Annotated in this window: 17 protein-coding genes and 1 pseudogene; 12 read left to right on the forward strand and 6 right to left on the reverse strand. The window is 58.5% G+C overall.

The window, feature by feature from the left end; translation table 11 throughout:
* Positions 1-374, forward strand: a 374-nt coding sequence (locus tag BMY06_RS37555; protein ID WP_143064468.1) for an IS66 family transposase, incomplete at its 5' end; no start/stop codon positions are given.
* A 241-nt stretch (positions 375-615) separates the two neighbouring features.
* On the opposite strand, the gene BMY06_RS37560 is transcribed toward BMY06_RS37555, so the two are convergent.
* Positions 616-924, reverse strand: a complete 309-nt coding sequence (locus BMY06_RS37560; protein WP_074987860.1) for a YciI family protein — start codon at positions 922-924, stop codon at positions 616-618.
* Positions 925-1,418: 494 nt separating this feature from the next.
* Positions 1,419-2,207, reverse strand: a complete 789-nt coding sequence (locus tag BMY06_RS37565; protein WP_074987861.1) for an NAD(P)H-dependent oxidoreductase — start codon at positions 2,205-2,207, stop codon at positions 1,419-1,421.
* An 85-nt stretch (positions 2,208-2,292) separates the two neighbouring features.
* Between BMY06_RS37565 and BMY06_RS37570 the strand changes: the two genes are divergently transcribed.
* Positions 2,293-3,204 carry a LysR family transcriptional regulator gene (locus tag BMY06_RS37570; RefSeq protein ID WP_074987862.1) on the forward strand — a complete coding sequence of 304 codons (912 nt, stop codon included), beginning with the start codon at positions 2,293-2,295 and terminating at the stop codon, positions 3,202-3,204.
* Between the two features lie 65 nt (positions 3,205-3,269).
* On the opposite strand, the gene BMY06_RS37575 is transcribed toward BMY06_RS37570, so the two are convergent.
* The gene (locus BMY06_RS37575; RefSeq protein WP_124263405.1) at positions 3,270-3,596 is read right to left on the reverse strand and encodes a DUF1330 domain-containing protein; all 327 of its coding nucleotides are present in this window, start codon (positions 3,594-3,596) and stop codon (positions 3,270-3,272) included.
* 18 nt (positions 3,597-3,614) lie between these two features.
* Entirely contained in the window at positions 3,615-4,070 is a 456-nt protein-coding gene (locus BMY06_RS37580) for a universal stress protein (RefSeq protein WP_074987864.1), read from the reverse strand.
* A gap of 143 nt (positions 4,071-4,213) precedes the next feature.
* On the opposite strand from BMY06_RS37580, the gene BMY06_RS37585 reads away from it, so the two are divergent.
* The 7 genes and pseudogenes from BMY06_RS37585 (at position 4,214) to BMY06_RS37615 (ending at position 11,069) form a co-directional block, all read left to right on the forward strand.
* Complete coding sequence (locus BMY06_RS37585) at positions 4,214-5,149, forward strand: LysR family transcriptional regulator (RefSeq protein ID WP_074987865.1); 936 nt, start codon at positions 4,214-4,216, stop codon at positions 5,147-5,149.
* Positions 5,150-5,330: 181 nt separating this feature from the next.
* Positions 5,331-6,929 (forward strand): MFS transporter, encoded by a 1,599-nt coding sequence (locus tag BMY06_RS37590; protein WP_313903852.1) that lies wholly within the window; start codon positions 5,331-5,333, stop codon positions 6,927-6,929.
* Positions 6,930-6,956: 27 nt separating this feature from the next.
* Positions 6,957-8,030, forward strand: coding sequence for an HlyD family secretion protein (locus tag BMY06_RS37595; protein WP_074987867.1), 1,074 nt, complete (start codon positions 6,957-6,959; stop codon positions 8,028-8,030).
* Positions 8,027-9,574: an efflux transporter outer membrane subunit gene (locus tag BMY06_RS37600; RefSeq protein ID WP_074987868.1), complete on the forward strand. Its 1,548-nt coding sequence runs from the start codon at positions 8,027-8,029 to the stop codon at positions 9,572-9,574. Before BMY06_RS37595 ends, BMY06_RS37600 begins: the two co-directional genes overlap by 4 nt.
* A gap of 2 nt (positions 9,575-9,576) precedes the next feature.
* Complete coding sequence (locus BMY06_RS37605; protein WP_074987869.1) at positions 9,577-9,984, forward strand: hypothetical protein; 408 nt, start codon at positions 9,577-9,579, stop codon at positions 9,982-9,984.
* A gap of 129 nt (positions 9,985-10,113) precedes the next feature.
* A pseudogene (locus tag BMY06_RS40750) lies at positions 10,114-10,272 on the forward strand (LysR family transcriptional regulator); the annotation flags it as partial.
* A 152-nt stretch (positions 10,273-10,424) separates the two neighbouring features.
* Positions 10,425-11,069 (forward strand): LysR substrate-binding domain-containing protein, encoded by a 645-nt coding sequence (locus tag BMY06_RS37615; protein WP_260696537.1) that lies wholly within the window; start codon positions 10,425-10,427, stop codon positions 11,067-11,069.
* 255 nt (positions 11,070-11,324) lie between these two features.
* Here the strand turns inward: BMY06_RS37615 and BMY06_RS37620 are convergent, their stop codons facing one another.
* Positions 11,325-11,879, reverse strand: a complete 555-nt coding sequence (locus BMY06_RS37620; protein WP_074987872.1) for a P-loop nucleotide/nucleoside kinase family protein — start codon at positions 11,877-11,879, stop codon at positions 11,325-11,327.
* Positions 11,880-12,312: 433 nt separating this feature from the next.
* Between BMY06_RS37620 and BMY06_RS37625 the strand changes: the two genes are divergently transcribed.
* From BMY06_RS37625 to BMY06_RS37635, 3 genes are all read left to right on the forward strand, one after another.
* On the forward strand, positions 12,313-12,609 hold the full coding sequence (locus tag BMY06_RS37625; RefSeq protein ID WP_074987873.1) for a YrhB domain-containing protein: 297 nt from the start codon (positions 12,313-12,315) through the stop codon (positions 12,607-12,609).
* Between the two features lie 234 nt (positions 12,610-12,843).
* A complete protein-coding gene (locus BMY06_RS37630; protein WP_080180232.1) occupies positions 12,844-13,359 on the forward strand; it encodes an SRPBCC domain-containing protein in 516 nt (171 codons plus the stop codon).
* A gap of 434 nt (positions 13,360-13,793) precedes the next feature.
* Entirely contained in the window at positions 13,794-14,282 is a 489-nt protein-coding gene (locus tag BMY06_RS37635; protein WP_074987875.1) for a GNAT family N-acetyltransferase, read from the forward strand.
* A gap of 113 nt (positions 14,283-14,395) precedes the next feature.
* Here BMY06_RS37635 and BMY06_RS37640 read toward each other — a convergent pair.
* On the reverse strand, positions 14,396-14,589 hold a 194-nt coding region (locus BMY06_RS37640; protein ID WP_143064469.1), incomplete at its 5' end, for a transposase.

The following is a 14,589-nucleotide window of genomic DNA, read 5'->3' on the forward strand; positions in this document are numbered from 1 at the left end:
AAACGCTGTCGTCGAAGTCCGATACGGCCAAGGCGATCAACTATACGCTGAACCAGTGGAGCGCACTGACGTTGTACTGCGAAGACGGTACGCTAGAGATTGATAACAACATCGCCGAGAACGCGCTGCGTTGTGTAAGCCTGGGTCGGAAAAATTTTTTATTCGCCGGTTCAGACAGCGGCGGCGAACGGGCAGCCGCGATGTACGCATTGATTGGCACTTGCAGACTGAATAACATCGATCCGCGTGCCTACCTCGACTACGTGCTAACCCATATCGCCGGTCACAAAATCAATCGCATCGACGAACTCCTGCCTTGGCGTGTGGCCGACAAGCTGCACACACCAGGCAGTCCGCCAGATCCCTCTACCTGACTGGCAGTTCCAGTCACCATCTTGCCTTACGCGCACGCGAATGGACGAACGGCCCAGCTGAGCCGCTTACGTAAAGCGGCAGAATCGAGCAGGTGCACGGACTACAACTCGCTGCGCCCGCATCGTGCCCTGGGGCAACTGGCGCCGGACCAATTCCGGCAACTGCATTAACCTAATAACGGCGAGCCCACTAACTTGCGAATGGTGTACTCGGCGGGGTAAGGTCAGGTCGCCGCTCCTTCTACGTCGTCATTGATTCCACGGGCGGTGTAGCAAGAAGCGGCTCTAGCGTCGTACAAAATTTAGTGGGCTCAAATTCGATAGCCCGATAGATCACAACGTGCTCCTGATAGAAGGGATCTTCCATGAGTACGTCGCAGAGTTCCTTCCGGCTCGCAGCATTAGCAAGGATCACACCGCCAGTCCGTGGTAACTGCGGGCCAGAAGCCAGAAAATGACCTGTTGCGTGGTGGCGGTCGAGGAAACGGCGACGCCCGTCGAGGTGACCCTCTATGGCAGACAGCGGTTGTATGCAGTTGAGAAGGACAATGAACGTGAGCTACTCAAGGTCGCTTGCTGGAGGAAATCTGACCGGCGCGCACTTTGCTCTTTGTGCCAGCGCTATGTCCCATTCGGGTCGTACAGGACGAACGCATGCGAGCTAAGTTATTCACCGATCAATATCCGCGCACATAGCGTAAGAGCGCAGCGTTATGTGTGGAATCGTCGCTTGTTGGAGAAGCTGATTTGTTCGTGGCGGAGCAGGAACTGAGAAACATGGAGCCAAGTACGACGGCGGCTGCGAAAACGATCCTGAACGGACTCATATCAAGGGGGGGAGTAAGTCGAATCGGAAAAGTGCGCTGGACACGACGGCGAATGGAGTGGTCCCTGCGTAGACAGTGTTCATACGTGTTGATGGGTATTCGAAGGCACTTGCCACCTACGTGAACTCGCCTATCCGCTGTCTTTGACCAAAGAACCTGCCCGTGTGGCTAAACCGGACAAGTTCCTGGTTGCGGCGTCAGGTACTTTTTGCAGGCACTAGGCGGCTTCTCCTTGATGGATGGAGAAGCCGGTGGCGCCGGGTGCTTCCAGTTCGGGGCGCAGCTGCATCGTTGGGATCACATAGTCGCCAAAGTTCTGGCGACGGTAGGGGATCGGTGCGGTCGTCGCAATCGTTCGCATCCGCTCGCGCAGGCGGTCGGACACAGCAAGGAAACCTGCGTCGTCAAGACGGTCAACCCGGTAGGCCACAAAGGGGGGGAGGACGGTGTAGCCTGGATAAAACAGGATGCCGTGGTTGATCGGGAAAAGCAGATCATCGATCGGTCCGTTGATGCCACGGGGCGAATAATGTTCCTCCCAGCCACCGGCCGTCACGATGAGCATTGCACGCTTCCCTTCGAGTTTGCCCTCGCCGTAGCGATCGCCCCAGCGCTTGTCGCTATGTTCGCCGGTACCATACGCAAATCCACATGCGTAGACACGGTCGACCCATCCCTTGAGGATGGCAGGCATCGTGAACCACCAGAGGGGAAACTGCAGGATCAGCGTGTCCGCCCAGAGCAGCTTTTCCTGTTCAGCCTGGACATCTTCCGTCAGGGCGTTTGCATTGAACCCCTGGGTCGATGCATTGGCAACGCGCAGGCGCGAATTCTGGTCGAGCGTCGGAAAATCGGAGCGGCTAACCTCTGATCTCCAGTTCATGGCATACAGATCCGATACGCGAACCTCATGTCCCTGTGCTTCGAGCTCATGGACGGCGACGTCGCGCAGTGCACCGTTGAGGGATGTCGGCTCAGGATGGGCGTACACGATAAGGACTTTCATCTTTCATCTCATTGATGGTGGAGCAATCAGGTTAATCATTGATCAGGTATATTGGAAATGACTTTCTGCGATACCTGCTATAGCCGTGGACAATCTGAAAAATCTCGACCTGAATCTCCTGCGTACGCTCAGCGTGTTGCTCGCGGAGCACAACGTCAGTCGCGCAGCAGAGCGGCTCCATCTTTCCCAGCCGTCAGTCAGCGTTCAGTTGGCAAAGCTCAGGGACGTGTTCAAGGATCCTTTGCTGTTGCCCGGGCCTCGCGGTATGCGGCCCACCGCGCGGGCGGAATCGTTGCGGGAGCCGCTTGCCGTGGCGCTTGAGGCACTGAATGAGGTCATGTCACCCCAGCAGCCTTTTGACCCATCCAGCGCAATCCTTACCTGGAAGATTGCGGCGACAGATTACAGCGAGGCGACGGTCCTGCTTCCCGCACTTCCCCTGCTGCGCGAATCAGCACCCAACGCCCGACTCAGCGTTGTGCAGGTCGCGCCCCGGCTCATCGCAAGGCAATGTGAATTTGGCGAGCTCGATCTTGCGTTTCACACGGCCGACGAGGCGCCTGAAGGGCTGCGCCGCAGGACGTTGTTCAAGGAGCATTATGTCCTTGTCGGGCGGCCCGATCATCCGCGGCTCAAGCGACGTATCACGGTGGAGCAGTTCTGCAAACTCGATCATGTCGTCGTGTCGCCAGACGGAGGCGGATTCGCGGGCGTGACCGATGCCGCGTTGGCGCAAACAGGCCTGCACAGACGCGTCATGCTCTCGGTGCCGCATTTCACTTTCGTCAGGGACGTGCTGTCGCGCACCGATCTGGTGGCGATGCTGCCTTCGCGCCTGGTCAGCGCTGATGCTGGACTAAAGGTGGTACAGGCGCCCGTCGACGTTCCTGGATATGAGATGGTCATGCTGTGGCACGAGCGCCTGCATCGCGACCCGTCGCATCAATGGCTGCGTGAACTGATCTGGACTGCCATCAATACCGCCGGGCAGCGGTGAACCATCTAGCGGGCCTGCAAGGTCAGCGCCGTCCGCACCATGGCTGAAATGATACCGACGCCAATTCAGCCGATTAGCAGAAAGCGGCTGTCGAATGCTTCGTTGCGGATTGCATGCGCCTCCGCGTATTCCGGGCTGTCGTACCACTGGCGTGCCGCCTCCGCGCTCGGAAACTGGATGATCAGCGCGTGGGTGAAATTGTCCCCCATGTGTAGATATGCGGCGGGACCGCGCGCGAGTACGTGACCGCCATGGCTGGCAACGGAGGGCCCCGCGACCGCGCTATAGTGCTCTCGCTTCCTGTTGTCTTTATCCGCCATTTCCACGACGACAAACGCTGTCATAACGTCTACTTCCTGAAAAGATAACTCCACACAGATGAGAAGGATCACGGCGCCTGCTGCGCAGGCTTACAAATCGGGGGATGTTTCAACAAGAACCGGGCAGGGTGCACGCTCGAGGACCTTGTCTGCCGTGGACGGGGCAGTCAGACGTTGCAGCCTCGATAGATGGTGATGACCCATGATGATCAGGTCGGCGCGAAGGCGAGTCGCGTTTTTGACGATCGCATCGAACGGGTCACCGCCGAAGAGATGGCCTTCCACTTCGAATCCCATGCGCTTGAGCGTCTCGACGGCTCCCGCAACAATCTGGCCGGCGCGTTCCGATTGCTCATTCGCGCGAGGGTAGGTCAATCCGTCGGGCTCAATGCCATGGGAATCCTCCGGAGACGTCAGATAGGCCGGATCGACCACACACATGACGTGCAACCGGGACTGGCCTGCAATGGCGGCCCGTGCGGCAAGCTGTACAACACGGTCAGCCTGCGCAGTTCCGTCCAGCGGGATGAGCAGATCGTAGAACATGGCGGAACGCGAAAGGGGAGTGGAGCTTCGATTGTGCCCGTCGAGAGAACTTCGGAAAATGTCGTGCGATGCACTTGTGCAGTGCGTCTGACGCACGATATGTCCGACGCAGGCGCTGATAGAAGTAACTATACTTTGCCGTCATGCAATCACCTGACCTTAATCTTCTGTTCGCGCTCGACGTATTGCTCGAAGAGGGTTCCGTCGTGTCCGCGGCACGCCGTATGAATCTGAGCGCGCCCGCAATGAGTCGCACCCTGGCACGCATTCGTGAAACCGTTGACGACCCTATTTTTGTGAAGGTTGGGCGCAAGATGGTGCCCACGCCGCGTGCACTCGCACTGCGCGAGCAGGTCCGTCAGGCGGTGCAGGGCGCCCGCCGGCTGCTCGAGCCTGAGCGGGAGGTTGACCTGTCCTCCCTCAAGCGGAATTTCAATCTGCACGCGAACGATGTCTTCATTAGCGCATTCGGTCAGGCGTTGATGGAACGGGTATGTGCCGAAGCGCCGCATGTGCTGTTGCGTTTCTCGCCGGAGCGGGAAACGGAAGACACGGTGCTGGAGGACGGCAAGGTCGATCTGTATATCAGCGCCATGCGTCCGATGGGGACGGACGTACATGTCCAGTCGCTTTTCACTACGAAATTCGTTGGGATGGCACGCGATGAGCATCCCATATTCGAACACGAAATCACCCCGGAACGTTTCGCGAGATACGACCAGATCAGTGTCTCCCGCCGTGGACGTGCAAGCGGCCCGATTGATGCCGCCCTGCAGCGTCTTGGTCTTTCCAGGCGTGTGTCGCTGGTGGCTCCCACATTTCATTCTGGCGTTTTCATGCTCGGGAGTTCAGACCTGATCCTGACCGTGCCCGAGCACGTTGCATGGGCCGTACGGCGGATGGGCGTGCGGGCGCGTCATTTTGAGCTGCCACTTCCGCTGGAAACGGTGGTGGTGGTTCAGGCATGGCATCCCCGATTTCAGAGCGACAGTGCGCATCAATGGCTCCGGCGTATCGTTCGCGAACTCTGCTCCGGAGAGGCCGGTGCTATACCCGGCGCGATGATGTTCTCTAGATAAGTGCGCCAGACGCACGGCAGGAGTGCAAAGATTTCAATTTTCGGATTGCTCCACCGTATCTAGACTGACCGCATTCGATGTCGTCTGTGGAAGGTGAAACGGTGAAGACTTTTCCGATATCAGTTGACGCTGTCGTGGCCTCCACACGCTGCGTATGCGTGGGCCAGGCGTGGAGGCGAACGTGAGTAGCGTCGCACTTTCGCCCGCGCCGGCCGCGTCCGCGCCGACGGCCCCTGCCGGTGGTGCTGCGCCACCCGCATTTGGTGCACAAATCCTCGTGGGCATGGCGGGGGTTCTCCTGGCCGTCGTGATCGCCCAATTGAACGATCACGTGACCGAAATTGCGATGGCCGATGTGCGTGGCGCCATGGGGATCAGTTACGACGATGCGTCATGGCTGTCCACGCTCTATCAGGTAACACAGGTTACGGCGATGATGTTCGCGCCGTGGTGCGCGACGACGTTTTCACTCAGGCGTTTTACGATTGGTGCGGTCGCCGCTTTTGCCGTGCTGGGGCTCATCTTTCCATTTGCCCCTTCCACGGCGGCACTCTTCACGTTGCGCGCATTGCAGGGATTCGCCGGAGGGTGTCTGCCACCGATGCTGATGACGGTTGCGCTGCGATTCCTGCCGCCGGGAATCAAGATCTACGGACTTGGTGCCTATGCGCTCACGGCGACCTTCGCGCCAAATCTTGGTACGCCGCTCGCGGCATTGTGGACTGAATACGTTGGCTGGCGATTCCTGTTCTGGGAGATAGCGCCCCTAGGCTTGTTGTCGATACTCATGATTGCGTGGGGACTTCCTCAGGATCCCCTGCGCCTCGAACGATGCCGCCAGTTCGACTGGCGGGGGCTGGCGCTTGGGTTCCCTGCGGTCGGAATGCTCATTGCGGCGCTGGGCCAGGGAACGCGGCTGGGTTGGACGGATTCTTCGTTGATCTGCCTGTTGTTTGTCGCTTCGGCGATCCTGCTCGTGCTGTTTCTGGTGAACGAGTGGTTTCACCCGTTACCCTTCTTCAAGATCCAGTTGCTGGCGCGCATGAATCTGACTCATGCGCTCATTACGCTTGGTGGCGTACTGCTGATCTTTGTCGCAATTGCTGGTATTCCCGCGGCCTACCTTGCGGAAGTGAAGGGTTATCGGCCCTTGCAGAGCGCGCCTCTTTCGTTATGCGTAGCGCTGCCACAACTGCTGGCGCTTCCCATCGTCGCGGCCTTGTGTAACGTACGTGCGATTGACTGCCGCTGGATTCTTGCCACGGGGATCGGCCTCATTGTGTTGACGTGCGGCATCGGTAGCAATCTCACATCGGACTGGACGCGCGAGAACTTTTACGTCCTGCAGATCATCCAGATATTCGCCCAGCCGATGTCGGTGATTCCAATTCTCGTACTGGCGACCAACGGGCTGGCGCCCGCCGAGGGGCCGTTTGCTTCCGCCTGGTTTAACACGATCAAGGGGCTCGCATCGGTCGTGGGAACTGGCGTGACCGAAGGGTTCTTCACCATGCGCGAGCATTTCCATTCCAACGTACTCGTTGACCAGCTTGGCAACCGGCCACAGGCTCTGACCGGGATGAACGATGGATTGACCCGTGCGGCGGAACTCTCGCACCCGGCGTTGCTGCCACTTCTCGACGACCGGATACGTGAGCAGGCGCTGGTTCTTGCTTCAGCGGATGTCTTCCGGCTGATGGCACTCATTGCGGTTGCGCTCATCGTGCTGATTCCGCTCCTCGCACCCCGTGTCTATCCTCCCAGCGCCGTCGCGAAGTAGTGCGACCCGAGAACGATTTTACTAGCCATGTCCGAATCAATCAAAAAACGAAAGTTATATATCGCCGCTGCCGCCATTCTGATTGCGGCTGCGGTATCGGCTGCCATTGCCGGTTTCGGTCGGTCGTCGTCATCAGAGACCACCAATGACGCGTATGTGACTGCTGACTACACGGTCGTTGCGCCGCGTGTGGCCGGGCAGATTACGGAGCTGCTGGTGGAGGACAATCAGGTTGTCCATCAGGGACAACTCCTCGCGCAGATCGACGAGAGGGATTACAGGGCCGCGGTCGCTTCTGCAGAGGCGAACGTGGCCATGGCGAAAGCCGCTATTGACAATGCGTCAACAAGTATTGTGCAGCAGCAGTCGGTCATCGACCAGGCGAACGCTGCACTCGCGGCGGCCCACGCGAATTACACATTCGCCCGGGCGGACTACAGCCGCTACACGGACCTGGCGAGCCGCGGTGCGGGAAGCGTACAGAACGCGCAGCAGGCGCAGTCGCGCATCGATACCGCACAGGCGGATGTTGCCCGTAACCTGGCCACTGTCAAGGCGGCACGGCAGCAGGTCGCGGTGTTGCAGTCAGTCAAGGATCGCGCCCAGGCGGCGCTCGGACAGGCGTCGGCGGCACTCGACACGGCTCGCCTGAATCTCTCATGGACACGTATCGTAGCGCCAGTTGATGGCATGGTTGGCCGGCGCTCGGTGCGCCTCGGGGCGTATGTGACTGCGGGCACCCCTCTACTTGCCGTTGTTCCATTGCAGAAGGCCTATGTCGTCGCCAATTTTCAGGAGACGCAGCTGACGTCCGTGCGGCGTGGCCAGCCAGCCGATATCCATGTCGACACGTTTCCCGGCGCTGTGTTGCACGGGACGGTTGATAGCTTGGCACCTGCGACGGGGGTAACCTTTGACCCGATCGCACCGGATAACGCAACAGGAAACTTCACCAAGATTGTCCAGCGCATTCCGGTGAAAATCCTGCTGCGTCCCGGGCAACCCGAACTGGAACGCCTTCGCGTAGGCATGTCAGTCGAGGTAACCATCCAGACGGGCGATTCGGGTGGGCAGGGTAACACGGGAGGCATTCAGCAATGAGCCCGTATATTGCCCGCGTGGCTGGCGCGGTGTTGCTGACAACGTTAGCCGGTTGCATGGTTGGTCCGGACTATCACGAGCCCCAGACGGCGTTGCCGTCGCAGTGGACGCGGCAGGTCAAACAGGAGGCGGAGCCGGCGCACAGTCATGCTGTCCCGGACAATGTCGACGCGCAGTGGTGGACCGTATTCTCGGACACCGAACTCTCTTCGCTTGTTCAGCGTGTGGCGGGCGCAAACCTCGATGTCAAGGTCGCCACCCAACGGTTAATGCAGGCGCGAGCAGCCCGCCGCATGACCGGGGCAGACGCCATGCCCGCACTCGAGGGAACGGCTTCGTATCAACATTCGCGCTCGAGCCAGAACGGGCTCGTGGACATTTCAGGTCTGAATGGCCAGCATGACTATAACGTCTGGCAGCCGGGGATCGACGCCTCGTGGGAACTGGACCTCTGGGGGCGCGTGCGTCGCGAGATCGAATCCGCCGACGCGTCGGTACAGGCAACTGCCGATTTGAGGCGCGATGTCCTGCTTTCGGCGATCGCCGAGACGGCGAGCGATTACATCCAGCTCAGGGGCGTACAGGCGCAACAGGCGGTCGTTGAGCAAAACCTCGAAATCGCACGCCAAAGCCTGAAGCTCACCCAGATCCGCTTTACCGACGGGGTAGCAACCCACCTTGAGACTGCGCAGGCAGCAGCGCAGGTGAGCGGCATCGAAGCGCGCCTGCCGGTGCTTGAAAACCAGCGGGTTCATCTCGTCAATGCCCTGAGTTTCCTGCTCGGTGAACCCCCGCGAACGCTCGAGGGCGAACTCGACGCCGTCCACGCCATTCCCCCTGTGCCGCCACGTGTGCCAGTGGGGTTGCCCTCCCAACTGGCAGAGCGTCGGCCGGATATCCGCGAGGCAGAGGCACATTTGCATGCGGTAACTGCGGACATCGGTGTTGCCGTTGGCGACTTTTACCCACGGATCACACTCTCGGCGAACCTGAGTCTTCAGGCCATGCATTTCGGAGACCTCGACGAGTGGAGTTCGCGCATGTTCGGGGTAGGACCGGCGCTGAGCGTTCCGCTTTTCGAGGGTGGCCGGCTCAAGGGGCAACTCGAACTGCGCAAGGCACAACAGCGCGAGGTAATGATCGAGTACCAGCGCACCGTGCTCAATGCCTGGCATGAGGTCGATAACGCCATGAGCGACTATGACACACGGCAGACACGGGAGGAGAAACTTGATGCAACGGAGGCGCAGGATAGTGAGGCACTTGAGAATGCACATCGTCAGTACGTTGCGGGTGCGACGGATTTCCTCAACGTGTTGACCGTCCAGCGCGACCTGCTGGATACGCAGCAAGCCAGGGTTGCCAGTACTACTGACGTATCACTCGCACTGGTCGGCCTTTACAAAGCTCTGGGGGGCGGGTGGGAAACGAGCTTTCCCCCTGCTCCAGAGGCTGCAAAGGTCGGCGCTGCCACGCGTGGCGAACTCGTGAGCAGTGGCGCGAGCGCTTCAGGCGAATCCGCGCGGCACCCTGATCTGGAGTAGCGATGAGCGGTCTCGACACTTCCCACTTTGTCGTGCTTGACGTCAGCGCGTTTCCTGTTGTTACAGTGAATAACGAGGCAATCGTTACTGGCTACGGGAAGCGTTGGACATCTGAAATGGATGCACTGATCGCGCTTGGCCATCCTTTTGCGATCGTCTACCGGGGAGCGATCTCGGATGAGTCTGCGGAGGACTACGCGCAGAGAGGACAGTGGCTCGTGAGGAACAGGGCCGTTGTGGCGAGACTTTGCCGGGTTCTTGTCGTCGTTGAGCCGGATGAGATCCTGCGCGAGAAGGCCCGGGTGCGGGGGCGAGAGATTGCGAAAGCGTTTGGCGTCCCTCACAGGGCCGTGGCGACGATGGATGAGGCGGCTGACATCCTGTTTTATCGCATACGCGACGCCGATTAGCCTGGGGCAGTTTGAGTCTGAAATGGGTTCGGTATTACCTGGCGATCTGGTGTAACGCAGTATGGGGAAGACAGAAATATTCTCTTTCTCTCGCTGAACTGAGGAGTTTATATGGATCGCTTTGACGCCATGAGGGCCTTTGTGCGTGTGGTTGACACGCGCGGATTCACGAAAGCTGCCGAGGCCCTGAATCTGAACACGGGAACCGTTTCCCGCATGGTCCAGATCCTGGAGGAGCAGACCAATGTGAGGTTGCTGAACCGAACTACGAGGAGTGTCAGTCCAACGCCCGAGGGGCAAACTTACTATGAGGCGTGTGTCCGGGTGCTGGAGCAGGTGGACAGCATGAATGAGGAGGCGATGTCGGCGGCCCAGAGTCCCGAGGGACGGATCAAGGTTGGCATGCCAGCAATCTTTGCGCGAGGGTTGGTCATACCTGCATTGCCGTCGCTGCTGGATGCGTACCCGGGGCTGGATATCGAACTGGCCTATCGGATGAGCAGTTCAGTCTCGCCCAGGAGGCCATGGACTGCACCGTCAGGATTGGACCCATCCGCGAATCGCGTGTGGTGGCGAAAGAGGTTGCGCGAATGTCTCATGCATTGTGCGCGGCACCGTCTTACCTGAGACGCAAGGGATTGCCACGCACTGTCGCCGAACTGGACGATCACCATGCAGTCGCACTCAATCATGGTGACAGGAACACGCAGAAGCCCTGGGAGCCGGCCGGAGTCATTACAGCAGTGTCGACGAAGAGCCGGATCATCGTAGACGATGCAGAGGCAATGATTTCCTGTGCAGTTTCAGGACTCGGCATTGTCTCGGCATACCGGCTGGCTCTCTGGCCATACATTGAGAAAGGTCTGCTTGCTGAGATACCGATTGATTGCGGTCTGGTCGACGCGCCGGTGAGCATCGTGTTTTATCCAAGTCGCCATTTGCCAAGCAAGATTCGTCTCTTTATCGACTGGCTTGGTGAGGTTCTCGCCGAAGGTGTACGGATTGCGGAAGCCGGTTGCGACATGGCGGCGCCGGCGGTTATGGCTCCCGGGACCGGGCAGTTTAGCCGCAGTGTATCGGCATGATGCAGGAAGGAAGGTTCGTTTCACCTGCTTGGCCAACTGTTGCGACCAAGACCGTAAGATCTTAGAGAATGAAAGGGACTTCCCCGTCCCGAGGCTGCGGCGGAAGCCGCGAGTCGGCATCAATGTGCCAGGATGAAGTTGCGAACGTTCATCGACACCAGCGAGAGGGGAAGTCCCTTTCATTCTCTAAACTCGTGCTTCCGGGTTCGGCCAGAAGCAGGCATCGCGTTTCGCCTTCAGCCGGATACTCGAATGTCATGACCCAGTCCGGAAACGGACCTTTCCTGTCTCATCATAGACAGTGATGTTGAATCCTTCGCCGAATGCGGGCGGAACAAAGTAGCGGGTGATCTGATCGTACTGCTCCTCCGATGTCTGGAAAGGATGCTCGCCTGACACGTTCCTCGCCATTAAACGAGCTTTGCAGATCTCATCGTTCACATCCAGATAGTGAAGCCGATGCTCGCAGCCGACAGCCTGGAATAGTGAGTGGCCCCACGCACGTGTGCTGGCCGTATTGAATGGAAAGTCCAGTACCACGGATATACCCGCCGCGAGAAGCACTTGGATGTGCTCAGTGAGGAGCGTTCTCATGCGTGCTGCGCGGCTTGCATAGTCAGTCAGCGTATGAATCTCGTCCGGGTATAGACATGCAATCCACTTGTCCTCGCTAACCAGGACCGTCCTGGCGGCATCCGCCAGGCGAGCCGTCAACGTGGACTTGCCCGATGCGATTTTTCCGCAAACCATATGTAAAACAGCCGTCTCACGACGGCCAACTGCGTCGACTACTCGACTCACGGGTGTCATTTCCAGGCGCTCCGTCTAGAGCCCAGAAAGCAAAAACCCGCCTTCTGGGCGGGTTGTGATCGCATATTGTCAACTCAATAGCTATCCCGCCGAGACTTTCGCGGCGCTAATAATCGAGTTGATATTAAATTGGTTCATGTCGCAAAGCTTAATTCAACCGGCGAGACGGAGCAAGTGCCAACCGCGCAGCACAGTCCGAACAGTAGAGTGGCCATCCAGCGCAGGACGGCAGCTAACGCCTCGAAAGCAGTCCTTCCATCGGCGCTGATCCCAACGACGGCTCCGGGTCGGTTCATGCCATATGCATGAAGGGCCGCGCCCGAGGTAATCGTCACGCTCGGTCGTGGGGCGCAGGCCGGCCAGAAGCGGCTACTCGACTTCAGTATCTGAATTGGTGACAATCGATTCACACATACGATCACACTAACGTCTGATGGAACTGACAGCCGAGCAAGCAAAGGAAGTTGCCCAACGTACCATCACCAAGGCAGGTTGGGAAGGCGTTGACGCGGTTGTTGTCGACAAATACACCCAAGAGTTCGATGTCGGTTGGGTCTTCTATTACCAGTCAGCTCGTTTCCTCGAAACGGGAGAGTTTGGTCTCTCGCTGGTCGGAAACGCCCCCATCTTTGTTAGTCGCGTGGGTGGGTATTCTGCCTTCATCAGCTACCTCAGGCCCGTTGTCGAATCCATCGAAGCGTTTCGCGTCTGCGGAAATGCAAACGCGTAGTCAACAATTGCAAGTACGGCACAAATTCTTGGTTGACCGCTTTGTGTACGAGCGAAGTGTTGCCTCGGGGCGCCTTACACCTTTTTCATGAAAGGCTGCGGCTGCTGCGATCGTCGCGCGCCGTCGTCAGGTGCTAGCCGGCCAGTTACAGACGCTGGACATCGATGCGTAGAACGTCGACAATCCGCGGCTGGTAAAGCGTGATAGAGCGCTTCAACCATTTGCGAGGCGAAAATGGGCTTACGCAGCTTACTGTTGAAAGGTGCGGTTATCAGCGTTGTCAGCGTCTCAGGGGCCCTTTTTGTTCTGCACGCAGACAGTCAAGCGCATGCCGGCGTCTTTATCGCCCGGCCGCCTGCCGATGTATGGAAAGTCGTATCGAACAGCGGCGCATATCCTGATTGGAATCCTTTCATTACTCGGGTTGACGGTGACTTCAAGGAGGGCGCAACAATCCGAATCGTGTTGGGCAGCGGAGCGGATTCGATGGTGTTCAAGCCGACCGTTCTGCTCGTTCGTCCGGATCGAGACCTTTGCTGGCGCGGCAGCCTATGGATCCGAGGGCTCTTCGACGGTACTCATTGCATGCGCCTCACCGCCGTGGTTGGCGGTACCCGGCTTGAGCAAACCGAATCATTCTCGGGGTTGCTTGCCGGCCGATTAACCAGGGACGTGATTGAGGAAACTCAACGAGAGTTTCAGGCGATGAATGCTGCGGTCAAGCAGCGTGCAGAAGCGAACGCATCGTGAGTACACCAGCTCAACTTCTCGTCCTGCGCCGCAGAAATCGACGGTAGTAGTCGTTCGTGGTTCCGCTACGGCCGCCCCTATGGGACGGTAGCCGGCTAATTAGAGCCGCTCGTGGTGACTGCCTGAATCGGCGACAATTTCCAGATCGCTATTGACAGCTACGCTCTAGAACGGCAACCTCCAGTCATGAACTACGACACGCGCAATTTCATGATGTGCACCATGACCGCCACTGGCGAGTCGTGGGAATCGTGATGTTCATACATCGCACATAGATTTCCTCAACGGCCCCGCCAGTCTGACGGGGCCGTGTCTTTTCAATCGCTCCGCTTTGTATTGGCACAAATAGGAGTGGTTGCATGCACGACAAAGTATGTGTTCCAGATATTCTGAGTCTTGTCGACGACTTGGCAAATCGTGCCGAGGAGCGCGGCATGCTGACGATACGGAAAGCTAACAGTGGCGATGTGCTCGATGCGTGGGATATCCGCAAGGCTTCGGTACTCGCGGCGTGCGCCAACTACTATTCGGAAGCATCCTTGTCAGCGTGGGTTGATGGCTCGCCGACCGACAAATGGGCCAACGTTGTCGAACGTGATTTTTACGTAGCCGTCGCTGATGGATTTGTCGTTGGCACAGGGATGCTTACCGTCGCAAGTGCGCAAGTGGACGCCATCTTCCTCCGGCCGTCTCACATGGGGCGCGGTATTGGACGCAAGATGCTGGAGTCGCTCGAAGCGTTGGCTCGCGATCACGGACTTGCCTCGATGCGGCTCGATGCCACGCTGAACGCGGCACCGTTTTATCGTCACTGTGGTTGGTCGGGGGATTCGATTTCGACGTACCGAACATCGCGCGGGCTGGAATTGCCTTGCATACCGATGACTAAGGAAGGTCTGCACAACACTCTTTCAGAGCGGTGATCTTTTTTCACGTTGGGCGTATCAGCCGTAAGCGTCTGCTCGCAGGTTGGTCGTCCGGCTTTTGAAGCATGATGATCTTCGTTTTCCGAGACTCACGGCCTGACCCGAGCGTTTCACACTTTGGCTAGAGCCCTGCGCGACATCCAGAGGTTGCCCAGCGCAAACAGTGTCGTGATCTGCGCGGTGTTCTTCACCAATCCCCGGTACCGCGTCTTCGTATAACCAAACTGCTGCTTGAGCACGCGAAACGCATGTTCAACCTTGGCGCGCACGCCAGCCTTCAGACGCTCAATCTGGTTGTATATCG

The sequence above is a fragment of the Paraburkholderia tropica genome (assembly GCF_900109265.1).
Taxonomy (GTDB): domain Bacteria; phylum Pseudomonadota; class Gammaproteobacteria; order Burkholderiales; family Burkholderiaceae; genus Paraburkholderia; species Paraburkholderia tropica.

Bases quoted from the DNA above. Each gene is read 5' to 3' on its own strand.
- BMY06_RS37600 (WP_074987868.1), top strand. From the start codon at position 8,027: ATGAGCCCGTATATTGCCCGCGTGGCTGGCGCGGTGTTGCTGACAACG.
- BMY06_RS37635 (WP_074987875.1), top strand. From the start codon at position 13,794: ATGCTGACGATACGGAAAGCTAACAGTGGCGATGTGCTCGATGCGTGG.
- BMY06_RS37595 (WP_074987867.1), top strand. From the start codon at position 6,957: ATGTCCGAATCAATCAAAAAACGAAAGTTATATATCGCCGCTGCCGCC.
- BMY06_RS37625 (WP_074987873.1), top strand. From the start codon at position 12,313: ATGGAACTGACAGCCGAGCAAGCAAAGGAAGTTGCCCAACGTACCATC.
- BMY06_RS37620 (WP_074987872.1), bottom strand. From the start codon at position 11,879: ATGACACCCGTGAGTCGAGTAGTCGACGCAGTTGGCCGTCGTGAGACG.
- BMY06_RS37630 (WP_080180232.1), top strand. From the start codon at position 12,844: ATGGGCTTACGCAGCTTACTGTTGAAAGGTGCGGTTATCAGCGTTGTC.
- BMY06_RS37585 (WP_074987865.1), top strand. From the start codon at position 4,214: ATGCAATCACCTGACCTTAATCTTCTGTTCGCGCTCGACGTATTGCTC.
- BMY06_RS37565 (WP_074987861.1), bottom strand. From the start codon at position 2,207: ATGAAAGTCCTTATCGTGTACGCCCATCCTGAGCCGACATCCCTCAAC.
- BMY06_RS37605 (WP_074987869.1), top strand. From the start codon at position 9,577: ATGAGCGGTCTCGACACTTCCCACTTTGTCGTGCTTGACGTCAGCGCG.
- BMY06_RS37580 (WP_074987864.1), bottom strand. From the start codon at position 4,070: ATGTTCTACGATCTGCTCATCCCGCTGGACGGAACTGCGCAGGCTGAC.